Below are 22652 nucleotides of genomic sequence, written 5' to 3'. Positions count from 1 at the left end.
AATACTGAAAGTAAATCAATATAAAATACAAGATGTCTGGTTCCTAAAAAAATACAGAGGTATTTTAGAACCAGACATCTTCAATCTATTCATACACTACCTACATAGTCGCTTTGACAACTTCAACATTCAGCTAGACAAACTCAAAAATCATTGAGTTTGTCTATAGCCTGATTAGCGCTCATTATTGAGCACTATTTTTATAAATCGTCCAAGGACAAGCATGTTTTTTATCCTCAAGTTCAAGAAGCTTATTCACCTACCAAACCGTCGTTATCACGGTCTTGCATATATTTGTACAACCAGTGTTCACGAGTTATTGGCATGCTATAACCTGCTGCTTTTGCTTCTTTAATCGTCACTTGTCCATTTCCATCTGTATCAACACTCGAAATATCTTCAGTGCCACTCGAAGCATTGGACTTATTCGAACTTGTTGAGTTAGTAGATTTAGTTGATTTACTTTCAGTTAATCCGAGAGATTTATTTATTTCATCAGGGTTACCGTTAGCAAACTCATCTACAATTTTATTCCCTTTTAAAGTGTAAGTGTACTTGTAATGAGAAGGAATCTGCGTTTCCTTATTAGGATATGTAATAATAGCTTCAAAATTAGTAGCTCCACCAGCTTTACGAATAGCGTCTTCCATATATGCTTGATCACCATGTCGATTAAGGGTGCTATTTTGTGGCGTAATATTATAAGCGTTTGATACCCCACCAAGGGAATCTGCAATAATATGTCCTTCATCTAAATCTGCTCTTTCTACACCAGGAACTTTTGCTTCATCCGCGTAGTATCTGCCAGCTGATGTTACGGGTTCGGTACGGTCATCTTGTAGAACGATTTCGTCAGCAATGACACGAACCAATTGCCCTGCCTCATTCGTAAATGCATAGTAATGGCGGTCCCCAAAGCCAATGTCAACGACGACGTTAGGTTCGCGATGTCCTGACAAATCGCCACCATCCACTTCAATCAGTTTGTACCCTTTGAACAGTTCATCTTTTGTTTGAGTTGCTGTATTTTCTGATGCTGTTTTTTCTGTTACCGTAGTTGTTGTTAATTCTTGTGAATCTGTTTCTTTCACTGTAACGGATGCATCTTCTACGTTCGTACAACCAACAATAAAAATGGCAGTTACAAGTAAGATTAAATAGTTTATTCTCTTTTTCATTATGGGACTCCTTACAATTGTTTTTTCTGAACATTCTAGAACTCTATTAACATTGTTAACCTATTTATAATAGCATATTACAATATTCATTTTATTACAGTAGATACAATTTCAATTTAAGAAAGTAGTGCACCCCGATGGTTTTTATTTTAACTCAAGGAAAATTTACTCTTTTTCCCTAGAAAAAAACACCTCCAAATTGAAATTAAGATAGTTACACCCAAATTTCAATTGAAAATGCTTTTTTGTCTATCCCTATTTTCGAGTAAATTCCCATTGAGTGGTCTTTTTTCTAGTCTATTCTTCAACTGGCTTCAATAGATTGGCTGGAATAAAACCAAAGTTCACATCTCCCACCATCAAATAACCATTGATCTCAATTCCTGGTGAATAAAAGACTGTTCCCTTCAACTCTTTACCATAGTATCTTGTTATCATCGGACCATTATATTGTTCTGTATCTTCTGTTAATATATACGAGCCTTTATTTCTTGTTTTCTTTTCAAAAATTCGAATATCAGTGCTATCGAGAATACCTGTACTGCTTACATCTCCACCTTCAATGTCTCCAATACAATAATGGTAATTGAATTTACCATTCTCAATAGATACTAATGATACTTGTGGTCTACAAACCTCTTCTCGATTTCCAACTCTAAAAAGTGTGCCATATTCAATGAAAGTATCCATACCATTCGTTTTCACACCCTGATGATTAATCATGACATAAGCTGGATTATTATAGAATGATGAACGTATATCGATCGGTACTTCTTTGAAAACTACCAAATCCGTTGCTTGTACCCGATATTGCCCCATTTGATAAAATGTTTTGCCATCATATTTTTCAATATCATACGTTTTAAAAAAGTTATTTCGCTTAACCAATAAAGAATCAAACGTACCATTTGGATTTTTCTTATATACTTTTATGTCTTTTTTAAAGGTCATTTTTCCTGTTTGCCCTTTTACAACTTCTGCTCCATCATACATCACTTTTGCTTCTGATTTTGTAGGATTTACTATCACAAATACACATGCTACTAGTAACAAAATAAATATTTTTTTCATCATTCTCCCCTAACTGTTTTATTTCAAACAAACATAATATCTCATTATTGTATACCGGTAATCTAATATCTACCAATGGATGTTAATAGCCCAACAAAAGTTGCGTGTTTTTACCTAACTTATTTTATCCATAATCATTCAAGCCTATTAAAATACCTATGCTATTTGTTTTTGTTTAAAAAATGACTTGCTAAATTGCTCGTAAAACATCCTTCCTTAGATACTTTTCTTTACTATACCATGTGCTACTTTTCTTCATTTCGCTATTTTTGATATCCTCTTGCCAATAAACAACCTGGCTCTTTAATGAAAAAAGCACTTTCCTTATTCCAGGAGAGTACTTAATTGCTTATATAAAACTATATTAGATCTTTTTTAAAAGAAGTTAAGGAAAGGCGTTCTGTTATACTTATTTCCTCTGTTTTTGAAAATCCATTTTTCAAATAGAAAGTCACTGCTGGTGTATTCTTGGATCCAGTTGATACTATTATTGTTTCCAATCCTTCATTGTCGTTTTCAATAAAATCCAATAATATCTTGGCAATTCCTTTTTTGAAATGTTTAGGATGTACCATTAACCGATGTATATCGATTATACCATTCTCTATTTTTATAGAAATGACGCCGCATAATTCTTCTTTTACGTAATAACCAAAAAAAGTCTCACCACATTGTTGTAACGTGTAAACTGTATCCTTCAATGGCGGTATATCATAAAAGTCTATTATTTCTGCTTCTATTTTATATGAAGGTATTTGAATGTTTAAAACTTCTTCAGCAAGTTTAAGATTAGTTATATCGATTTTTTTAATCAAATTTATCCCCCTTTAACTTTTTCTACTTTAATTCTAATAGAACCGGAGTTTAAGTAAAAGTCTTTTGAACCATCTAGAAATGGTCGATTGAAAAGAAATAGCACATTGGCTACTTCATAATCTGACTCAAAATATTTCTTACTCTATAAATTGTCGTACTAGATAATCTCACATGCTTCCCAATTGCACGCATACTATCCCCTTCTAACAATCTATGAAGGACTCCAACCTCTCTATTCCCTTCTCAATAATTTTCAATCCACTGAAGTAAATACTCTTTCGTTACTTTAATTTGCCCTTGTTTGTGACAACGCTGTGGCTTTTTTAATGTATAAATAACCTTAAATTGAACAAATTATTATTGAGTGTATCGCACGCACTTATTAGGTTGTGGCGTTGGTTGACCGTCACGACCTCCCTTCTTTACATAAAAGTTTCTAGGGATAAGTAAACCTCTTCTGAACAAACTAATTTGAGGAGGTGAAAATATGTCAAAAAATCGAAACAAGAACCAAACTATTGACCAAATTAGACAAAAAATCCAGCAAGCTGAAGCTAACAAAAATCAAGCTTCTGGTCGTTTTTTTAATCAAAATTTTATGAATACAACGAACAACGTAGAATTCGGAACTGAGACTGATGCGAAACAAGTTCGACAACAAGTCCAAAATGCGGAAGCAGACTACATCCAAGGAGCTTCTGGCCCTAAAGCAAATTATGGATTTGGAAATAACTTAAATTAATTGTTTATCCGGCAGATTTTCCCTGTCGGTTTTTGATTTAATTTCCCCAATTTTTGCGGACTATTTAATAGTCACCTCTGCTCTTGAATTATCCGAATACATTTACGAACAAATAACGCAGTTACTTGGCTATCGTCATGCCATATAACCTTAATAAGACCGTCTTTCCCCCTTTAATGACTACTTCTTTTTCCATTATTCCGGGTATACCTATGAGAAAAGGTGCTGTTTACCTACATGTCTATAATCAATATCCATATTGTCTGATTTTAACTCGAAATTTTCAATATATTGTAAGGGCGAAGTTTAGATTTAAAAGTGAAACAAACATCACTATACGTATCATAAATTGTAATTATATGGTTCCTCAAGCTTCCTTTAGGCACATCTCAAGGAAAGTCTATTTAGATGTTACAGCCATTCAGAACAAGTGGAACGAGCAGTCCTTCTTTAAAATAATTTCTCACAGTGTCTAGTACTGTTTTAAGTGTTACCAAGCTTACATTTGGGACCATTTATTTCATTGAGTCTGAATAGTTATGCGTCTGATTTTTGATTGTTATTTTTTTATTTATAAACCTTCATAATGAAAAAATAACTAAAACATCAGAGATATTCTAAAATAAAGAAAACCTGTTCTTAAAGGATAGGTTAATGCAAGTTCTTTTTAAAGTTCTAATAGCTCTTGTTTACTTATAGAATCGAAATCTTGAAAAGGTATAGGCATCGTTTGTCGAGCGAAAAAGCTTCCCATTTCATAGATTGTTTCAGATTTAGCTCCATCTTATGGAGTTCTTTCCCCACCGGCATCGTTTGTTAAATCCAAATGTTCCCCGGCTCCTTGTCCACACTTAAATATGACTTACTAAAAAAATTATTCTTCAAAAAAATCTGTTAAAAAAAATGGTTCAATTCCAACTTCTCTAAATAAAAATTTTATTGGATGTCCACCATGAGCCAAATTGCTGTTAGGAATTAAAATCTTCTCCCGAAGTTTTTTAAAAATATCTGAATTGATTTCAGGAAACCATTCTTCATAGCTTATACCTTTATCTTTTTCAATTAAGATTAAATATACTACAATATATTCATACATATAAGGAAAGTCTTTTTCAATATGTTGATAACAATCTAATAGTGAAGATAAATAAGACTCTAAATTGTAAAAATCAGTATCTATTCCATTATCATATTTTAAGCGCTCTTTCTGTGGTTTAAAAGCAAAAGACGATTTACTATACCAGTTACCTAACATAGATGTAAAAAGTAATATCGCATATTTTCGAGTCTCTTTATCATCAACATTAAAATATTTATAATATTCATCAAAACTACGATTTATGGCGATGTCAAAATATCCAATAGCTATACCTGATAGTGCTTCTTTAACTTTTCGAACAATTATTTTTTCTGTCATCGTTCAGTCTCCCTCTTTTGAATATTAAATTTTACTGTACCATAAAAGTAATTAAGATATTAATAGACAAGGAAACACACTTATTATTATAAGAAAGTTTTGTACGCTTTTCTGTGAGCATGTTGACATTACCATCATATCTCGATTATTCAATCTGTTTTATTCTTTAACATTTTGTTATTTTTGGGATAGTATCCTAAAAATGTATCCCCATTCATAAATTAGTTCCAATTGTTCTTTACCTAAAAGTAATTTATCCAAGAACAACTTGGACATGTTAATATTCAAGAGACTGTTAATACCTATAGCCACCTAACCATGAAAGATAAAGAAAAAGCAACCGACTTCTTCGATTCCATTTTATAAAATGGTCGGTTTTAGGTCGGTTGCTCTTATTCTTATAACTTTAAACTTGTTATAAACCTTGCTATATCAACTACTCTTGAATAGCAGCCTCTAACGCAACAACGATCATGTCGTTGAATGTAGTTTGGCGCTCTTCTGATGTTGTCACTTCACCAGTAATAATGTGGTCACTTACTGTTAAAATAGAAAGTGCTTGGCGGCCAAATTTCGCTGCTAATGTGTAAAGTGCTGCTGATTCCATTTCTACAGCTAGTACACCGTATTTAGCTAGCTTTTCATTTTGGTGCTCGTCTGAGTAAAATAGATCTGCTGTGAAAATATTACCTACTTGCAGACTTAAGCCTGCATCTTTACCTGCATTGTAAGCTTTTAATAATAAGTCAAAATTAGCGATTGGTGCAAAGTCAATGTTGTTGCCCCAAATAATTTGATTCATACGTGAATCCGTTGTTGCTCCTTGTGCTAAAATAACATCACGAACTTTAACATCTTTTTGAATTGCACCACAAGTACCTACACGAATTAACTTTTGTACATCATATTCTTGCATTAATTCTGTTACATAAATGGAAATGGAAGGCACGCCCATACCAGTACCTTGTACAGAAATACGTTTACCTTTATACGTACCAGTATAACCAAACATATTGCGGACTTCGTTATAGCATGTAACATCTTCTAAAAACGTTTCAGCAATGTATTTTGCACGTAGTGGGTCTCCCGGAAGTAAAATAGTGTCAGCGATTTCGCCTTTTTTTGCATTAATATGAATACTCATACTGCAATCCCTCTTTTCTGTCAGTTATCACTATAAATAATACTTTGTTTCACGTATTTACGCAATGCTAGACGTCTAGCAACTATAAAAGTACGAATAATGAAAGTATTGCGAATCATTATCGTCCTTGTTCACTGTATAAATCCCATAACTCATCAAACACTTCAGTTGTTAAATTTTCTGTTGCAAACGTTTCGATATATGTAGATAACTCATCAAAATCCATGCTTTGTTTAGGAAAGTTATGTTCATGAAAAACTTCTTCAGCAAATCGAACTTTTGCATCTGACCACTCTCCCCCTCTGAATGTTAATACATATAAATAAAAGCTCTTTTTCATTATTGAAAAATGCCTCCCCTTTTCATTTTTACTTTCCGCTAGTTTATCAAAAAAAATACATTTCGTCATAAAATGTATCATTTTTTTCTTTAAGTATTTTTTACTAGTGAAGAAAAACTGAATATCCTTTTTCACCTTAATGACTTTTGTCATGCAAAAATATTACGCCTTTTTATCTGAAAAATGAAAATTTTGTGAAATTAGGATAGAATTTTTTAGTATAATACGATAGAATTGAAGTCAATAAATGCAAAAATTAGGAAGGTGATGGCGATGAAAAACAAGAGTCAGGCTAGTAAACCTATGAGAAACCGCCCGTCTCTCTTAGATTCTAACTTTTTTAGAAAAAAGAAAGTTATAGATTCTAAAGCTAGTAGGCACAATCTCCCTCCTACTACAGAAAAACGACAACGTTTTTATCATTTAATTCGAGGAAAAGTACTTATCATTTTTACTTTGCTTATTTTCATTAATGCAACAATGGGTATATTGTCTTATATCAATATTACAAATCTTCAACAACAAATGGAGGATTTCACTGAGAAGAATGTACAAGAACAGCTTACAGTAAATCAGCTTGCCTATGAAATTGCTAGATTAACCAACCTCGAACAAGCTTACCTTATTACCGGTAATGGTAGTTATTCCACTTCTTACAAAATGAAAATTGATTCTATTAATAAAAAAATAGCTGCCTTACAAGAAAAATTTGCAGACCGCGAAGTGGAACTTGGGCATATACAAGCAATTAGCCAGTATTATAAAAACTACCTTGAATACTCAAAAAAGGTCATGACAATGCGAGATGATCTTGGTCTTGAACAAGCAAGGAAGCTCATGATTGAAGGCACTGGCGAAACAATGAAATTACATATTGATAATAATATTGACGCCATCAATATAGTAATGGATGAATCGAACAAAACAAAACTTAATAAATTGAACAAACAGGTAACTGTATCCAATACTTATTTCTTTATTTTTTCGATTATCAGTCTTATTGCCATTATCATTTTTGGTTATATGCTATTTAATTCATTAAAAAATAATACGCGTGCGATTAACCATTCCATTTTAGATATTGCTCAAGCGGGTGGTGATTTAACAAGGCGTGTCCGTGTACGTAACCATGATGAATTTTCTACAATTGCTAACTCGACGAATACACTTATTTTGTCTATTTCAAACCTTATTAAACGCGTCAGTGAACTTGCAGATCATGTATCAAATAGTAGCCGAGAGCTCATGACGCTAGCTGATGAAAATGCACGCACAATTCAAAATATTGCAGATGCAAGTGCAGATATCGCAAGTGATAGTGAGAATACAATCAATAGCATGAATAGTGCTCAACAAAAAATGAGTGATTTAGACCATTCTATGCATCAGTTGAATGAACAAGCCAATGCTGTACAACGAGCTTCAATCGCCATGCAACAAGCAGCAGATGAAGGAAGTCGTTCTGTCCTACAATCTACCTTAGTCATGCAGTCAATTGAAGAAACAATTGCTTCTACCTCTACAACTGTTGAGGCACTCGGCCGCAAATCTGCCGATATAACCTCTATAATCAGTACGATTACTGCAATCTCTGAGCAAACAAATTTACTTGCATTAAATGCGGCGATTGAAGCAGCCCGTGCTGGAGAGCATGGTCGTGGCTTTGCTGTTGTAGCAGATGAAGTACGCAAGCTTGCTGAGCAATCACAAACTGCGGCTAAAGAAGTCACAGTTATTGTAAATTCCATACAAGAGGAAGTGGCATCAATTATTACACAAAATCAAGAAGGTGTTACAACGGTTATTCGAGGCGTTGAGGTGACAAATGAAACTAACCAGTCATTGTCCAATATTTTAACGCAAACGCAAGAAACGACTGCGATTATTACCACAATGGTTGATAAAATAGCCCATACGCTTGATTATAGTAATGCTGTAGCAAGTGATTTTGTGCATATAAATGCCTATGCTGAACAAACAGCTTCCAATACGGTGATGTCTGCTGCTGCTGCTACACAAGGTTCTGCGTCCATGCAAGAAATTAATGCAGCGGCAACTGAACTGGCGCATCAAGCAGATAGTTTACGTAGTGTTGTAGGTACGTTTAAAATTTAAGACAAGAGGCGCAGGCAAAGTGAAAAAGTGTTAGATTGATTGCAGTTCAATCTAACACTTTTTTGCTATATCGTTCTAGTTATACCCCACCCTCTTTTTGTTTTCCCCAAAAAAAACGCCTGCACGAGAAGCGTACTAGGCGTTTTGCTTGTTACTTAAATAAGGCGCTATATTCAGCGTAGCCTTCTTGTTCTAAATCCGCTTTTGGAATAAAACGAAGTGATGCAGAATTGATACAATAACGCAAACCACCTAACTCTTGAGGACCGTCTGGGAAGACATGTCCTAGATGAGAATCAGCTTCCTTACTTCTTACCTCTACACGACGCATTCCATGAGAAGTATCAAAATGCTCCGTCACATGCTCTTGTGCAATTGGTTTTGCGAATGCTGGCCATCCACAACCAGAATTGAATTTATCATGGGAGCTAAAGAGTGGCTTTCCTGAAACAATATCTACATAAATTCCTTCTTCAAAATGTTGATCATATTCATTACGAAACGGTGGCTCAGTCCCATTTTCCTGCGTTACATAGTATTGCATATCTGTTAGTTCTTTTAAACGTTGCTCTTTATTCATTTTTTATGCCCCCAATGTTGTTCCTGAAATGCCTTGCGACCAGAACCTACTGCATAACGTTCGTAGTGCATTGGATTTTTTTTATAATAATATTGATGGTAGTCCTCCGCAGCATAAAATGTGCTTGCAGGTAAAATTTTTACAGCAATCGGCTTATCAAACTTACGAGAAGCTTCTAAATCTGCCTTTGAACGTTCAGCTAATTCACGCTGCTCTTCATCATGGTAAAAAATGGCCGTTGTATAGGATTGTCCTCGATCAAAAAATTGCCCACCAGCATCCGTTGGGTCAATTAATGTCCAAAATGTAGCTAATAATTGCTCGTATGAATAGATGTCATCATCAAATGTAATTTGAACCGCTTCTACATGACCTGTTGTTTCCGAACAGACTTGTTCATAGCTTGGATTTTCAACATGTCCACCAGTGTAACCAGAGACGACAGCTTTAATGCCCGGTGTTTCATCGAATGGCTTGACCATACACCAAAAACAGCCGCCTGCAAATGTCGCATATTGTATTGCCATTTATTTTCACTCCTTATTTTCCTGGGACGATAATTTCCAATAAAATCTTATCGTTCGGTAAGTCTAATTCCTTCGCACGAACCCTCGAACCTGAAGCAATATTTACTCGCGATAAATCAATATAAATTTCAGCTTTATTTGGATTGACCGTAATCCATGAGGGGAAATCCACCGAATCTCGCATAATTTTCATGGTCGTCTCCGGCGGAATGTTTAAAAGCCCTACATTCATCCCTGTTTGCTTTAAGATAATATTGCCTTTTTCATCAACGATCGGGTCAAAATTCATTGAAATCGGAATTTCTGTATAAAAAACAGTTAATTTACTTCGTAATTCAATATCATCTCCAATGGTAAAATCCAATGGCAATGGTGAGCCTTTAGCTGTGTCCTTTAAATATTTTTTGGTAATTGACTCCAACTCTTTAGTAGTCGTTTGTACTACAAGAACATTACCTGTTACGTTTTCTTCACTGTCTGCACTCTTTGCTAATTCAAATCCTTCAACTGGCTTCGTTGCTAAATAAACGACGAGGAGAATTGAAAAAATAACCATACCTGCTAACGCAAAAAATGCGAATTTCCATTTATTCATTTTTTCACTCCCCGAAGCCTATTTCCTTATTAATTTTTTGTTCCATTTTACATTGCTCCATTGCTGCTAAAATTCGCTCCGTCATTTTATCGTACCCCTTTGCATTGGGGTGAAAAAAATCCGTGTGATAGACCAGTTCTTCATTTGAATCAAACAAGTCTTCTACAGAGACATAACAAGCGTTTGAATCCTTACTTGCTATTTCTTTGATAACGCTATTCCATTCTGTAATAATCGTATCAAATTCATTGGCCTCATTGGTGACAATTGAAAAGGGATTATAAAACCCGATAAGTAATAACGGTACAGTTGGATTTTTTGCACGTATATTGCCAATTATTTTACTGTAACGATTCTCATAGGTTAATAATTCCTTATCAAAGGCATCTCTTTTTAAGTTAAACAAGTCCTTTTTGACGACTTTCATTACATCATTGCCACCCATTGTTAATGAAATAAGCTGTGCTTGTTGTAACTCTTCATCATAATGCCCTTTTTTTAATAATTTTAATAGCTGATCGCTACGTCTTCCTCTTTTTCCCCGATTTTCAACCTTAACTTCTGATATCGAAGTCCAAGCTAACATTGAATCTGCTAATCTTCCAACATAACCGTCTTGACTATACTCATCCCCGACACCGTCTGTTAATGAATCTCCAAGTGCCAAGTAATGTAGTTGTTTTGCGTTGTCATCATCAATTTGCCGTAAATCCTCTGGTGTAGGCTCAAAAAAATGTTCAAAAATTTGCGTCAATACATTACTAGAGTGCTTTGTCTCTTCCTCTGCTTGTTGCTCATCCTGTCTCATATCTTGCTCCGTCCCTGACTGTTCATGTTTATCGTCAGCCTGCGGACTCGGTTCATCTATTGATATTGCACAACCACTTAGTATTAAGACGGTCAAACATGACAAAATAATTCGCCAGATGCCCATTTGACCACCTTCCATCATTTGCTGTTAGTTCTATTATAGATAGTTGTCACGACAAAGAAAAGTGACGATGCTCCAATTTATCAAGAAAAATCTAAGCATATTCATCTCAATACTTGTTAACCATTTTCCAAGCTGACTAAGAACAGTAAAAAGCTACTACAATTACTTATGTAGCAGCTCTTATCAATTATTCGGCAAAATAAATAAAACCAATTGCACCTGGACCGGTATGTGTAGAAATAATGGGAGAGGTAAAGGCAATTTCTACCTCATCAAAGCCTGTTCCTTCTACTAATTCTTTTAAGGGACCACCCATTGTTGTTAAACCGTCAGCATGTGAAATTCCTACTGCTTTTACTGATTTACCAGCAGTATCAGCTTGGAATTGCTTGAATAAGTAATTGACAACCTGTTTGTGACTACGAACTTTAGACACAGGATTATATGCGCCACCTTCTAAGTTCGCAATTACTTTTATGTTGAGCAAAGAACCGATAAAGCCTGTTCCTTTACCAATTCGACCGCCCTTAATTAAATTTTCAAGTGTATCAACAATCACATATAAATGTGTATTTTCACGTACTTTGTCTAAACGTGCGACGATTTCTTGCACAGTCGCTCCTGCATCGCGCATTTTAATGGCCTCTCGTAATTGTATCGCAAGCCCAATTGCAATAAAGCGAGAATCAATGACAGTTACATTTGCATCTGTCATTTGTGCCGCCTGTCGAGCTGATTCGACTGTTCCACTCATGCCACCTGTCATATGAATGGAAAGTATTTGATCTCCATCTTTTCCAAGCTCGTCGTACAATTCTTTAAATTTCCCTGGTGCAGGTTGAGAACTTTTCGGCAAATCTTTCGCATTTTTCATTAAACCTAAAAAAGTTTGTGGCTCTAAATCCACTCCATCTATATACGTTTTCCCATCAATTTGAATGGTTAACGGCACAATATGTATACCGTGTTGCATTACTTCTTCTTTTGTTAAATCACAAGTTGAGTCCGTTACAATATGAATTCGTCCCACTTCGACACATCCTTTTACTTCATTGAAATTATTATATAGACTAATGTTTCCATATGTAAACATGACATTTGTCATCTGACTTGTCTATTTCAAGTCTTTTCATTTACGCTACCTTGGATACTATAGCCTTTTTTCATTAAATTTGTCTAACATTTTCCTCTATAAATCGACATGACATTTTAGATAAGTAAATATATGACAAACATACATAGGAATAGTCCACTGAATAGGCTATTGTAAATATAGAACGAAGGAAGGGTGTACAATGATGAATTCATTTGACTATAAAACACGGAAGGAAGAATTGTGGAATGCCATTACTCACGGGGTAGGGTTGCTCGCAAGTATTCCAGCACTTGTAATGTTACTATTAACGGCTGTTCACAACGGGCGAGCACTGTATATTACAACTTTTAGTATTTTCGGTGCGTCTGTCATTATCTTGTTTATGATGTCAACCTTACTCCATAGTCTGCCTGAAAAATATAAATATTTTTTCTCTATTCTTGACCATGCCTCTATCTATATTTTAATTGCTGGGACTTATACACCGTTTTTATTAATCGCAATTGGGGGTACATTGGGAATAACACTATTATGTATTATATGGACACTTGCTTTACTTGGTGTACTATTTAAATGCTTTTTTATTCATCGTTTTGACATCCTATCTCTTGTTTTTTACATTGTTATGGGCTGGCTTATTATTTTTGCCATTAAGCCAATCTATCTGTACTTAGGAAGTCATGGTTTTGCTTATTTATTAGCTGGTGGTTTGTTCTATACTATTGGCGCTATCTTTTACGCGTGGCGCTCACTGCCCTATAATCATACAATTTGGCATCTTTTTGTGTTAGCAGGGTGTGGTTCAATGTATGCTTGTGTGTATCTGTATTTATAAATTAATGCATCCACAGCGAATATAAAAGACAACGCACGGTGTTACTCGATAAAATTTAAACAGTAATATCAAGAGGTTGTCTTTAATGTCACACATTATATTAAATAATTAGTACATCACTCATAATATAGTGGTGTACTTTTTTGTTTGTTAGACCTCTAAAGACCGCGTTTATCACCACCTCTACCCTTTATAAGCAAATATTTACAGTAATTAAATTTAATGGCAAAACAGAACGAATATTCCCGAAACATACATTCCATTTGGAGGCAATAGCCTGAAAGAATATACAGTAAAAGAAGTGGCTGACTTATTCGATAACCACGAAGAAACTATTAAACGTTGGATACGGTCAGGCAAATTCCCTAACGCATATAGAAATAGCGATAAAGAAGGTTGGAGAGTTATTGAATCTGATTTATTGAAACTTAATAAAATGATTCCAGTTAGTGAGTTTGAACAGAAAGGTACTATAAAATCTGAAGTCAACACGCTCGTACTGAACTGAAGGAAATTGAGTTGATTGAACAGTATAGAAAAGAGGAAGACTACGACCCCGACATTCAATTCAAAAAATAAACGGCCTTGGCTAACCGAAAATCATAAAAGACTTAGTGACTGGGCGATACGAATAGGCAAAGAAACAATTGATTGGTTAATAAACAAGGGTATACCTGTCTCTTTTGCCAATGTTGCTCAATGGTCTAAAGAAGTCGATACCGAAGGTAAAGGGATTCACGAAAATACAATACAGTCAAATGAAGAGTTGTATGAATATTACAAGCAACATAGTAAAACCTTTAAACAGAGAGAAAAAAACAAAGGAATTAAAACAAACAACTTGAATCTGGACGTTAGTTTCCAAATACTTAAACCCAATCGTTATCTTGACAATCTTCATAGGAAGTATATGAAACTATCAAAGCAAGAACTTGCACAAAGACTAATTCTTGCTGAACAGTATATTTCAGAAAACGAAAATAAATGGGTTAAAGCTTATTTTGAATCATTTAAGGAGTAAAAAGAGACAGCGATTGCTGTCTCTTCTTCAACTAAAGCACCCCGTTACACTAAGTGAAATGTTTCATAAATCTCTTTTTCCCAATTGCTCTTTAGCCTGCATCTGACTTTAGCTTACTAAAGTCCAAGTTTTTCAGTCGTTCTATTTCAATAAATATCATTAATTTATCGCCGTCATGCCAACACCACTCAAGACTCTCGTCCGAATCAACGGTTAAAAGTGAGATCCATTCTGCTCCAGGCGTTGGATCATATGCTAGTGTAGAATGCGAAGGGTAACCTAGAAGATAGTCTGAACTTTTATGTAGAGAATCCCGGATTTCGGTGTATATGTCGCTCTGTGCATCATCGAAAGGCCAGTTCTTCAACTGGTATTCGTCATAAGGAATATCAATAGTCGGGAGAAACTCAATCACTGTGGTCTTGCCAATATCTGAATGGGGTGGCATCATCGTCTCAAGATTCGTTGTTTCGGGAATATAGATACCATGAATATATCCGTCCTCAAACGCCTCTAGATAACCATCATCTTCATTATCATAATCATCTGCTACAAAGAGACTTAGGAGTCCTTTCGATGGCAGACCTCTTTCAGTTGAAGTGATTTCTGCGAAATTAATCTGGCCAAGGAAGCGATAAGGCTTCTTATCATACGTTGGCCATTCGCTACCAATTGGTAAATCAGGTGCTCCACCAAAACGACTACAGCCCAATTGTGGTTCGGCATCTGTATGTCTAAGTATATCAATTGCTGGCCTCAATACTTGAGATAAATACTCTTTATGATTTGCAATATTTGACTGTTCAATCATCTCTAGAAATTTATTCTTAATCATTATATCCTCCCTGCGTATGTTTTTCTTTAAATGCGGTTTAAATTTCCCACATATTTAATTGTACTTCATGGTAGTTGCGAAACCAACAATAATACCAATAAAGGAAAAAATAGAAAGTTTGTTGTGTGAGAGTTAACAACACTCTTCAACTAACCTGCTCCGTTAATTGAAGAAGAAAAAGATGAGACCTGTTAAATCCCAACTTGAAGTATAACCGCCGTTAGTTTAAGCTTTACGCATCCTAATTTTTTAATTGTTTTGCATAATCAATCTTATTTATTTTTAACAACCACATTCTGTTTGCTCACCATTTATTAATGAAACCAAAGGATAATTCATAGTCATCCAAGCTAATCGTAAAAATAAGACTGCTTATTAGCAACCTTGTTCTTAAGCTCTTACACTTTTTAGTTTAAGTACAATTCCGTAAAACTGCTGTACTTTCATAGTTTTGAGTCAATCATATAGAACCAGTCTTTATTGCTTATAAATACATCAGTTAAATATCCGTAAATTCTATCTTCATTTTCCCAAATCCATTTATCAATATGTTCCATTATGGTTTCATCACTATATTTATTTATCCCCATCATATATATAGTAAGGATTTTATTTTCTTCTTTCGCTTTAAGTCTACCTATAAGTGTAGAGGCTGAAGTATCATCTAATATTTCATAATATGTCCAAACTCCCGACCTATTGGACTGTGATTTCCAATTCATAATCTCTCTTAATTCAACATACCAATCAGGTAAGGTACTTTGTTCTCTTAATTTAAAATATGCAATAGTAAATAATTCAACCATTGAATGGTAATCATTGATGTTGTTAAAAAAGTTATCCATATATGTTTTACTAAATTTCATAGTTATACTTCCCCCTCATAAAAATAAATAGCAATTTATTTCAAAAACTATTTCTATTTTACAATTATACAGCAGCTTCAACTTCATTCTTCCACTAACCTGCACTGTTAGTTGAATAGCAACAATTTTTTAGAAAACAACCTATATTATTACATAGAAGTTTAAGAATTAGGCTTTAATGTACAATTAATAATTGATATAAGCTCCTTTTAAATTACTGCAACATTAGATTGATTTAATGTTGTAGTAATTTGGGGCATCTGAGTTAAAAAAGAGGATAGATAGAGCCAATTTATGTAAGCTCTTCTATCCTTTTAATTTCTATATATAATGTGTGATATTAAATTAGAATCCCATGTCATTGTCTGCGTTCAAAAATTTGATATTGAAATGTGTAACCTTCAGGTGCTGTTTCTGGTTCTTGTGACGCAACTAAAACAAACTCTTCTTCATATGCTGGAAAAAAAGTATCCCCTTTAAAAGCATGATTAATTTTTGTAATGTATATGCGATCCGTTAGCTCCATAGATAGTCTAAAAATTTGTTCACCGCCAATAATCATGATTTCCGGCACGTCCCCTGCTAACGCAAGAGCTTCCTCAATACTTGTCGCCGTTTCTATTCCATCTGCACGATAATTTGCATCACGTGTAACGACAATATTTCGTCGTCCTGGTAGCGGTCGTCCAATCGATTCAAATGTTTTACGTCCCATAATCATAGGCTTGCCCATCGTTTTTTCCTTAAAATATTGTAAATCTCCCGGTAAATGCCATGGCATACCGTTTTCATAGCCAATAACATGGTTATGATCATGTGCTACTATTAATGAAATCATGCTTACCCTCCAAGTTATATCCTTCATTCTATTATAAACATATTTTTACTTTACTATCGGAATATTTCTGCTCATTATTAAAATAATTTTCTTAATTAATACTAAAACCTAGTAAAATTATAAGAATAGTTTATAATAAGGATTAATACTTAAACGATTAAAGGATGATGATCATGACACGTTTAACAAAAGAGGCTATTCGCTATATTCAAGAAACAGCTAGAACACCCCATTATTATGAAATGACACCACAGGAAGCAAGAAACTCACGTACAGTTCCACCATGGCAATCTAGCCATTCACCACAACTTGCTTCTATAGAAAATAAAAAAATTAGCGTGCGTGATGGCCAAGAAATAAATATTCGTATTTACATTCCGGAACAGGCAGAAAAATTACCCGTAATTATTTATTATCACGGTGGTGGCTGGGTATTCGGCAATTTAGAATCCGCTGATGCAGGTTGTCGGCTACTTGCAGACAAAGCCCATGCCATTGTCGTATCCATTGATTATCGCTTAGCACCAGAATACCCATTCCCAATACCTTTACACGATGCCTATGATGGTTTACTGTGGGTTTTTGATAATATTGCAACTTTTGGTGGTGATAATAGCCAATTATCAGTAGCTGGTGATAGTGCAGGAGGAAACTTAGCAACTGTTGTTAGCTATTTAGCTGCTACATTTAATGGCCCTAAAATCACTGCGCAAGCATTGATTTACCCTGTTGTAAATCTTGATTTTACGACGGCTTCTTATAATGCTTATGGCGAACACTTTGGTTTAGATAAACAAGGGATGCAATGGTTTGCAGGGCAATATACGGAGACAAACTACTTTACGAATCCACTTGTCTCCCCTTTGCACATTGAAAACTTGAGCGTTCTTCCCAAAACAATGATTATTGCGGCAGAAGCAGATGTACTCTACGATGAAGGACTTGCATATGCTCAAAAATTAGCTAGGGCGGGTGTTTATGTAGAACATATCCCTATGGCTGGTTTGATTCATAGTTACTTCAGTAAAATGGCGTTTTTTGAAGCAGCCACAATTGAAACAGTTGAAAAAATTGCGACATTCGTGAAATAAGTTTGTGTAATGCTACTAAACAATGCGATAATAGAGCAAAATGTTTTTTAAAGGATGACAACATGACACAAACTATTGCTTTACAAATTAACAATCAATTTGCAGGACCATTAAAAAAGGGTTATCCGCTTATTTTAAAAGATGCCGTTGATACACGTAAACTACCCTCTGAAGAAGGTGCCTTACTTCGTCTATTAGATATTCATAACCGGTTTATTGGGACTGGCTATTATGGTATCCAAAATAAAGGCATTGGCTGGCTGTTAACAACCGATGCCGATGAAGAAATTGACAAGACCTTTTTTGCAAAAAAAATTAAAAAAGCCGTTCAAAATCGTGAATTATTCTTTAACAATCCTAATACGACTGCTTTTCGTGTCTTTAATGGCGAAGGTGATGGCATCGGAGGTATAACAATTGACTTCTTTGATGGCTATTATATGGTGAGTTGGTATAGTGCCGGCATTTATTCATTTAAAGAGGTCATTTATGAGGCACTTTCAGAAACCGTAAACTATAAAGCGATATATGAGAAAAAGCGTTTTGATAGTAAAGGGCAATATATCGAACAAGACGATTTTGTAATGGGCACGCCTGGTGAGTTTCCACTAATCGTGAAGGAAAATGGCATGAATTACGCTGTCCATTTAAATGATGGTGCTATGACAGGCATTTTCCTCGACCAGCGTGAAGTACGACTTGCTATTCGTGAACGCTATTCAAAAGCTAAAACTGTGTTAAATACATTTTCGTATACAGGTGCGTTTTCTGTAGCAGCAGCTCTAGGTGGAGCTATAAAAACGACAAGTGTCGATGTAGCCAAACGTAGTTTAGCCAAAACAATTGAGCAATTTAGTGTCAATGATATTGACTATGAAGCACAGGATATTAAGGTAATGGATGTATTCCATTATTTCAAATATGCACAACGCCATCAGTTGAAATTTGACCTCGTTGTATTAGATCCTCCTAGCTTTGCTCGAACAAAACAAATTACGTTTTCAACTGCTAAAGACTATCCTAAGCTATTAAAGGATGCAATCGCAATTACTGAAAAAAATGGTATTATTGTGGCTTCTACGAATAATGCAAGCTTTGGTATGAAAAAATTTAAAGGATTTATCGAGCAAGCATTTAATGACACGCATACTCGTTATAAAATTGTGGAGGAATACGGTTTACCAAAGGATTTCCGTGTGCCACGTGAGCATCCTGAATTCAACTACTTAAAAGTTGTTTTTATTCAAAAGCTAAACTAAAAAGTGTGACTTAAGTAAAGTCACTCACAAAACTAGTAGACAAAGTCGAATTTTTCAACTTTGTCTACTAGTTTTTCTTAAATCAAGCTTCCATTAAGTTCTTTATCTGACATAGCAAAAGCTTTGACTCAACATCTAAAAGCGAGAGTGAAAGTAAAAGTTTTATTCCCTTTTTATGACTACCAATCCATAAAAAAATAAAAGTGTTAGATCACCTTCCTTCAGTCAACCTAACACTTTTTTTGAACGTATAGACGCCAAATTTATAAGCATTCCCCATTTCATTATCAACAATTTTTACGCGAATGCGCTGAAAACATATTCAGTAAAAATGGTGCGAATCAATTTGTCGATTTTCTAAACTATCGCTTTTTTGCATCGGTTCAACTATTCGCGGTCTTACTGCTTTGTACCATTGTAAGCAAAGCATGAAAATGATCATCGCATCAATTACATCTCCACCATAATACATAACCTTACTTCCGATTTCTGCTTGTGCTATTGGCACACCTTCAGGCGGATGCGCATAAATATATTTTGATAAAATTCCATGTCCGGCCAATGCTATAATTAAAACGATTGCTCTGTATATAAAGGATTTTCTGTAAGGTACGAGGTCTACATAAAGAATAGAGATCGTAAATACATACCCCGCTAGAAATACATGTAAATGGACAACTACATGTAAGAAACTATTGTCATGCATAAGTGCATATAGGTTAGTCGTGTATAATAACCAAAGCCCTCCGATATTCAGTAAAGTCGCAACTATTGGATGTGTAACTATACGGAGAGGCCAGCTTTTTAGTATTTTGGTAAGTGCACGTGCTAATGAAGTACTCAAAGTTCTTAGTAAAAGTGTCATAGGCGCTGCCATCACAATAAGCAATGGCGCTAACATGCCTAAAAGTAAATGACTTACCATATGTGCCGTAAAATCCATCGTTGCACGATTTGCTAAAGGCCCAGCAACCGCTATAACCGCTAATACTATCCCTAAAACAAAACATACAATGCGATAAAGTGGCCACGTTTTATAATGACGATTTGAAATAACAATAGCACTAATATACATGATTAATAAAATACTAAATAACAATAAAAAAAATAGTTGTGCATAATCGTGTAGAAAGCCGTCCTGATTCATCTGAGCAATATGATTACTATGTTTAGCGCTCATAAGATGTAGCCTCTTGTATGTGATAAGCGTTTTTAGTACGCATAGTAAGATAAATCCCTATAATGAGTAGTATTGCAGCAAAGATATTCCAAATTAAATCGTATGTTATTACATTTTCTACATACCTTATCTGATGTGTCCGCATTAACTTATGTTGAATAATACCATCATATAATTGAAACCCTCCTGCTCCTAAAAATGCACCACCTAGCCATCTTGCTAACCTTAGTCCATTTTTGCGACGTAAATCTGCAAATAAAAATAAACCTGCAATTGTCGTAAACCAACTAAATGCGTGAAAAAAACCATCCGATATTAAACCAATATCAGTTGTCGATTTATCGTAAAAATGATGCCAGCGTAATAGTTGATGAAAAAAGGTTTCATCTATAAATGCAACTAATCCTATACCAAAAAGAAACCCTGACCATACATTTCGCTTTGCATAAGGATGTCCATTTTTTAGCATTGAACGATTATTCTCTTCATAGGTTTTTATAATCATTCCTTCTTTCTCTAAGTTTGTGTTATTATTCCCTAATGTCACAGCGATTACACCTTCAATTAAATAGTACAAATGAAGTTAATAATTGGCACTAATAAAAGCCCCTAAAATCTTCAATCTTTAGGGACCTATCACTTCATTCTTATAATTTTTAGTGTGGGCAATGTGAACGAAATCATTCACAAAATTTTCGCAGTGCCGCACTCAATTCTTCACTAACCATTAGTACACCATGAGCAGTGATCATTACATTAGGCTTTAATGCTGCTAACTTTTGGCATGCCATCAAGCAATACAATTCTTTCTTATGCGGATTCCCGTATAGCACTAGATTGACAAAACTGTATACATATATACCTTATCTAATACTTCTAGTAACAGTTACTATCAGTCAAAAACAGTTTGTCAAAATCTTCAATTATGTCTATGCATTATTTAAAGTATAGAATGACAATAAAAAGACAAAATATAAGTTCGTAGTGTTTCACTACTTATAGGGCTGCTGAGAGAAATCAAAGCAGCTTTTTGTTATTTTTCCCTATATTTCAAGTCATCAATTTTTCCATAATAGCCCAAACTTTATTGTACGATGAATGGGGTTGCTTTTTCTCATTTTGAATCCCGCGTCTTACTAAACGAAATCCTCTTGCTTCAAGATCTGCAATAGCAACATCTAACTCTTTATTATTTTTGCGCTGTATTGGCGGTAATCGAAACACACCATTTTGTGCTGATAAACGATTAAACATTTCTACATCCCCTTAAAATGTAATCGACTTAGCGTGAGCACATGACATATGATTTATTCAACTAAACTGCCGGTATATATGTCCAATTTAAGAAAAAGAAAAAGTGTTAAATTGACATTAGTCAATCTAACACTTGAGTACACGTTGCTTCCCGTTCTTCGCTCCATAGGGTCTATCTATCATTTTGGCTAACGATACTGTCATCGTACATAAACAACGAAAAGGATAACTTTACTTTATTTTACATTATGCATTATTTGCCAATATTCAGCAGTATTCGTTCTGCGATAAAATTTATAGAACGGCTCATTTGGCCGTGCATGTTGTTGATATACCCCAATTATACGCTGTAAAAAGCTGGCTATCTCTTGCGCGGAAACGCCTTTAGCAAATAGTGTACCCGCCTGTGCTTTTGCCCCCATTGGAATAGCACCTAAATAAACATCGAAGCTATCTTTTTGATAGACAAGTCCAATATCATCATAGACGGCATTATAGCAAGCGGATGCACAGCCATTGACATTTAAACGCAGTCTGGAAGGCACCGTTTGTCCCTGCAACTCAATGTATAATTGTTCTGTTATCTCCGCCGCTTCCATTCTCTCTCCATCACAAAAATCACAAGCCTTGAACGCAACGATGGAGCCTGATGGTGTCATATATAAGCCCGCTTCTTGCAGTTCACTTATAACGTCTTGAACTGTTTGCGTAGGGATAGACAACAATAGATTATAGGATGCTGAATATTTAATGGCCCCACTGTCCCCTACGACTTCTGCAATTTTTTGAAATTGCGCGGGTGTATAATGTTTATTGATAATACCAGGACTTACTGCTAGACGAGTAAATTGACCATCTATATTTAATTTTTCAAATGTACATTCTGGTATATTTGAACGAAATGCATTCATTTTTTAT

25 protein-coding genes are annotated in these 22652 nt (G+C 34.9%); 7 read left to right on the top strand and 18 right to left on the bottom strand.

Annotation, left to right across the window (positions count from 1 at the left end; genetic code table 11):
• Positions 1-251: 251 nt before the first annotated feature.
• From FC748_RS05920 to FC748_RS05910, 3 genes are all read right to left on the bottom strand, one after another.
• The gene (locus tag FC748_RS05920; protein ID WP_024364138.1) at positions 252-1178 is read right to left on the bottom strand and encodes a DNA/RNA non-specific endonuclease; all 927 of its coding nucleotides are present in this window, start codon (positions 1176-1178) and stop codon (positions 252-254) included.
• A gap of 297 nt (positions 1179-1475) precedes the next feature.
• Positions 1476-2249: a hypothetical protein gene (locus FC748_RS05915; protein WP_024364137.1), complete on the bottom strand. Its 774-nt coding sequence runs from the start codon at positions 2247-2249 to the stop codon at positions 1476-1478.
• Between the two features lie 359 nt (positions 2250-2608).
• Positions 2609-3064: a GNAT family N-acetyltransferase gene (locus FC748_RS05910; protein WP_024364136.1), complete on the bottom strand. Its 456-nt coding sequence runs from the start codon at positions 3062-3064 to the stop codon at positions 2609-2611.
• A 488-nt stretch (positions 3065-3552) separates the two neighbouring features.
• On the opposite strand from FC748_RS05910, the gene FC748_RS05900 reads away from it, so the two are divergent.
• Positions 3553-3807: a hypothetical protein gene (locus FC748_RS05900; RefSeq protein WP_025219591.1), complete on the top strand. Its 255-nt coding sequence runs from the start codon at positions 3553-3555 to the stop codon at positions 3805-3807.
• Between the two features lie 874 nt (positions 3808-4681).
• Here FC748_RS05900 and FC748_RS05895 read toward each other — a convergent pair.
• The 3 genes from FC748_RS05895 to FC748_RS05885 form a co-directional block, all read right to left on the bottom strand.
• Positions 4682-5224 carry a hypothetical protein gene (locus tag FC748_RS05895; protein WP_108030287.1) on the bottom strand — a complete coding sequence of 181 codons (543 nt, stop codon included), beginning with the start codon at positions 5222-5224 and terminating at the stop codon, positions 4682-4684.
• Between the two features lie 436 nt (positions 5225-5660).
• Entirely contained in the window at positions 5661-6368 is a 708-nt protein-coding gene (deoD, locus tag FC748_RS05890; RefSeq protein ID WP_024364125.1) for a purine-nucleoside phosphorylase, read from the bottom strand.
• A gap of 118 nt (positions 6369-6486) precedes the next feature.
• Positions 6487-6708, bottom strand: coding sequence for a YozE family protein (locus FC748_RS05885; protein ID WP_024364124.1), 222 nt, complete (start codon positions 6706-6708; stop codon positions 6487-6489).
• Positions 6709-6975: 267 nt separating this feature from the next.
• On the opposite strand from FC748_RS05885, the gene FC748_RS05880 reads away from it, so the two are divergent.
• The gene (locus tag FC748_RS05880) at positions 6976-8823 is read left to right on the top strand and encodes a methyl-accepting chemotaxis protein (protein WP_420798347.1); all 1848 of its coding nucleotides are present in this window, start codon (positions 6976-6978) and stop codon (positions 8821-8823) included.
• A gap of 151 nt (positions 8824-8974) precedes the next feature.
• On the opposite strand, the gene msrB is transcribed toward FC748_RS05880, so the two are convergent.
• The 5 genes from msrB to FC748_RS05855 form a co-directional block, all read right to left on the bottom strand.
• The gene (gene msrB / locus FC748_RS05875; protein ID WP_025219593.1) at positions 8975-9403 is read right to left on the bottom strand and encodes a peptide-methionine (R)-S-oxide reductase MsrB; all 429 of its coding nucleotides are present in this window, start codon (positions 9401-9403) and stop codon (positions 8975-8977) included.
• The gene (gene msrA / locus FC748_RS05870; protein ID WP_024364121.1) at positions 9400-9930 is read right to left on the bottom strand and encodes a peptide-methionine (S)-S-oxide reductase MsrA; all 531 of its coding nucleotides are present in this window, start codon (positions 9928-9930) and stop codon (positions 9400-9402) included. Before msrA ends, msrB begins: the two co-directional genes overlap by 4 nt.
• A gap of 13 nt (positions 9931-9943) precedes the next feature.
• Positions 9944-10525 carry a YpmS family protein gene (locus FC748_RS05865; protein WP_024364120.1) on the bottom strand — a complete coding sequence of 194 codons (582 nt, stop codon included), beginning with the start codon at positions 10523-10525 and terminating at the stop codon, positions 9944-9946.
• A 4-nt stretch (positions 10526-10529) separates the two neighbouring features.
• Complete coding sequence (locus FC748_RS05860; RefSeq protein ID WP_227665351.1) at positions 10530-11459, bottom strand: GDSL-type esterase/lipase family protein; 930 nt, start codon at positions 11457-11459, stop codon at positions 10530-10532.
• Between the two features lie 187 nt (positions 11460-11646).
• Entirely contained in the window at positions 11647-12489 is an 843-nt protein-coding gene (locus FC748_RS05855; RefSeq protein WP_025219595.1) for a fatty acid kinase binding subunit FakB, read from the bottom strand.
• 265 nt (positions 12490-12754) lie between these two features.
• Between FC748_RS05855 and trhA the strand changes: the two genes are divergently transcribed.
• From trhA to FC748_RS05840, 3 genes are all read left to right on the top strand, one after another.
• The gene (gene trhA, locus FC748_RS05850; protein ID WP_025219596.1) at positions 12755-13390 is read left to right on the top strand and encodes a PAQR family membrane homeostasis protein TrhA; all 636 of its coding nucleotides are present in this window, start codon (positions 12755-12757) and stop codon (positions 13388-13390) included.
• A gap of 241 nt (positions 13391-13631) precedes the next feature.
• Complete coding sequence (locus FC748_RS05845; RefSeq protein WP_338016131.1) at positions 13632-13898, top strand: helix-turn-helix domain-containing protein; 267 nt, start codon at positions 13632-13634, stop codon at positions 13896-13898.
• Between the two features lie 15 nt (positions 13899-13913).
• Positions 13914-14411, top strand: coding sequence for a hypothetical protein (locus FC748_RS05840; protein ID WP_025219598.1), 498 nt, complete (start codon positions 13914-13916; stop codon positions 14409-14411).
• A gap of 91 nt (positions 14412-14502) precedes the next feature.
• Here the strand turns inward: FC748_RS05840 and FC748_RS05835 are convergent, their stop codons facing one another.
• The 3 genes from FC748_RS05835 to FC748_RS05825 form a co-directional block, all read right to left on the bottom strand.
• The gene (locus FC748_RS05835; RefSeq protein WP_202974236.1) at positions 14503-15246 is read right to left on the bottom strand and encodes a YwqG family protein; all 744 of its coding nucleotides are present in this window, start codon (positions 15244-15246) and stop codon (positions 14503-14505) included.
• Positions 15247-15689: 443 nt separating this feature from the next.
• Positions 15690-16112, bottom strand: a complete 423-nt coding sequence (locus tag FC748_RS05830; RefSeq protein WP_025219600.1) for a hypothetical protein — start codon at positions 16110-16112, stop codon at positions 15690-15692.
• Positions 16113-16470: 358 nt separating this feature from the next.
• Positions 16471-16950: a dihydrofolate reductase gene (locus FC748_RS05825; protein ID WP_024364114.1), complete on the bottom strand. Its 480-nt coding sequence runs from the start codon at positions 16948-16950 to the stop codon at positions 16471-16473.
• A 173-nt stretch (positions 16951-17123) separates the two neighbouring features.
• Between FC748_RS05825 and FC748_RS05820 the strand changes: the two genes are divergently transcribed.
• Together FC748_RS05820 and FC748_RS05815 are read left to right on the top strand one after the other, a co-directional pair.
• Entirely contained in the window at positions 17124-18041 is a 918-nt protein-coding gene (locus FC748_RS05820) for an alpha/beta hydrolase (RefSeq protein WP_108030285.1), read from the top strand.
• Between the two features lie 62 nt (positions 18042-18103).
• Positions 18104-19300, top strand: a complete 1197-nt coding sequence (locus tag FC748_RS05815) for a class I SAM-dependent rRNA methyltransferase (protein ID WP_108030284.1) — start codon at positions 18104-18106, stop codon at positions 19298-19300.
• 322 nt (positions 19301-19622) lie between these two features.
• Here FC748_RS05815 and FC748_RS05810 read toward each other — a convergent pair whose 3' ends face one another.
• The 4 genes from FC748_RS05810 to FC748_RS05795 form a co-directional block, all read right to left on the bottom strand.
• Positions 19623-20447, bottom strand: coding sequence for a cytochrome c oxidase assembly protein (locus FC748_RS05810; protein WP_108030388.1), 825 nt, complete (start codon positions 20445-20447; stop codon positions 19623-19625).
• A gap of 22 nt (positions 20448-20469) precedes the next feature.
• Positions 20470-20985, bottom strand: a complete 516-nt coding sequence (locus FC748_RS05805; RefSeq protein ID WP_108030387.1) for a DUF2243 domain-containing protein — start codon at positions 20983-20985, stop codon at positions 20470-20472.
• 545 nt (positions 20986-21530) lie between these two features.
• A complete protein-coding gene (locus FC748_RS05800; protein WP_024364109.1) occupies positions 21531-21734 on the bottom strand; it encodes a hypothetical protein in 204 nt (67 codons plus the stop codon).
• Between the two features lie 236 nt (positions 21735-21970).
• Positions 21971-22645, bottom strand: a complete 675-nt coding sequence (locus tag FC748_RS05795) for a precorrin-3B methylase (protein ID WP_108030283.1) — start codon at positions 22643-22645, stop codon at positions 21971-21973.
• Positions 22646-22652: the final 7 nt, after the last annotated feature.

Source organism: Lysinibacillus sphaericus, from assembly GCF_005217585.1.
Taxonomy (GTDB): domain Bacteria; phylum Bacillota; class Bacilli; order Bacillales_A; family Planococcaceae; genus Lysinibacillus; species Lysinibacillus sphaericus.
The sequence above is the reverse complement of the archived record's forward strand: the minus strand, read 5'-3'. Positions and strand labels throughout refer to the sequence as shown.

Excerpts from the sequence above, each read along its gene's own strand:
- FC748_RS05920 (WP_024364138.1), bottom strand. The coding sequence starts at position 1,178 with ATGAAAAAGAGAATAAACTATTTAATCTTACTTGTAACTGCCATTTTT.
- FC748_RS05915 (WP_024364137.1), bottom strand. The coding sequence starts at position 2,249 with ATGAAAAAAATATTTATTTTGTTACTAGTAGCATGTGTATTTGTGATA.
- FC748_RS05900 (WP_025219591.1), top strand. The coding sequence starts at position 3,553 with ATGTCAAAAAATCGAAACAAGAACCAAACTATTGACCAAATTAGACAA.
- FC748_RS05895 (WP_108030287.1), bottom strand. The coding sequence starts at position 5,224 with ATGACAGAAAAAATAATTGTTCGAAAAGTTAAAGAAGCACTATCAGGT.
- deoD (WP_024364125.1), bottom strand. The coding sequence starts at position 6,368 with ATGAGTATTCATATTAATGCAAAAAAAGGCGAAATCGCTGACACTATT.
- FC748_RS05885 (WP_024364124.1), bottom strand. The coding sequence starts at position 6,708 with ATGAAAAAGAGCTTTTATTTATATGTATTAACATTCAGAGGGGGAGAG.
- FC748_RS05880 (WP_420798347.1), top strand. The coding sequence starts at position 6,976 with ATGGCGATGAAAAACAAGAGTCAGGCTAGTAAACCTATGAGAAACCGC.
- msrB (WP_025219593.1), bottom strand. The coding sequence starts at position 9,403 with ATGAATAAAGAGCAACGTTTAAAAGAACTAACAGATATGCAATACTAT.
- msrA (WP_024364121.1), bottom strand. The coding sequence starts at position 9,930 with ATGGCAATACAATATGCGACATTTGCAGGCGGCTGTTTTTGGTGTATG.
- FC748_RS05865 (WP_024364120.1), bottom strand. The coding sequence starts at position 10,525 with ATGAATAAATGGAAATTCGCATTTTTTGCGTTAGCAGGTATGGTTATT.
- FC748_RS05860 (WP_227665351.1), bottom strand. The coding sequence starts at position 11,459 with ATGGGCATCTGGCGAATTATTTTGTCATGTTTGACCGTCTTAATACTA.
- trhA (WP_025219596.1), top strand. The coding sequence starts at position 12,755 with ATGATGAATTCATTTGACTATAAAACACGGAAGGAAGAATTGTGGAAT.
- FC748_RS05835 (WP_202974236.1), bottom strand. The coding sequence starts at position 15,246 with ATGATTAAGAATAAATTTCTAGAGATGATTGAACAGTCAAATATTGCA.
- FC748_RS05830 (WP_025219600.1), bottom strand. The coding sequence starts at position 16,112 with ATGAAATTTAGTAAAACATATATGGATAACTTTTTTAACAACATCAAT.
- FC748_RS05825 (WP_024364114.1), bottom strand. The coding sequence starts at position 16,950 with ATGATTTCATTAATAGTAGCACATGATCATAACCATGTTATTGGCTAT.
- FC748_RS05820 (WP_108030285.1), top strand. The coding sequence starts at position 17,124 with ATGACACGTTTAACAAAAGAGGCTATTCGCTATATTCAAGAAACAGCT.
- FC748_RS05815 (WP_108030284.1), top strand. The coding sequence starts at position 18,104 with ATGACACAAACTATTGCTTTACAAATTAACAATCAATTTGCAGGACCA.
- FC748_RS05810 (WP_108030388.1), bottom strand. The coding sequence starts at position 20,447 with ATGAATCAGGACGGCTTTCTACACGATTATGCACAACTATTTTTTTTA.
- FC748_RS05805 (WP_108030387.1), bottom strand. The coding sequence starts at position 20,985 with ATGATTATAAAAACCTATGAAGAGAATAATCGTTCAATGCTAAAAAAT.
- FC748_RS05800 (WP_024364109.1), bottom strand. The coding sequence starts at position 21,734 with ATGTTTAATCGTTTATCAGCACAAAATGGTGTGTTTCGATTACCGCCA.
- FC748_RS05795 (WP_108030283.1), bottom strand. The coding sequence starts at position 22,645 with ATGAATGCATTTCGTTCAAATATACCAGAATGTACATTTGAAAAATTA.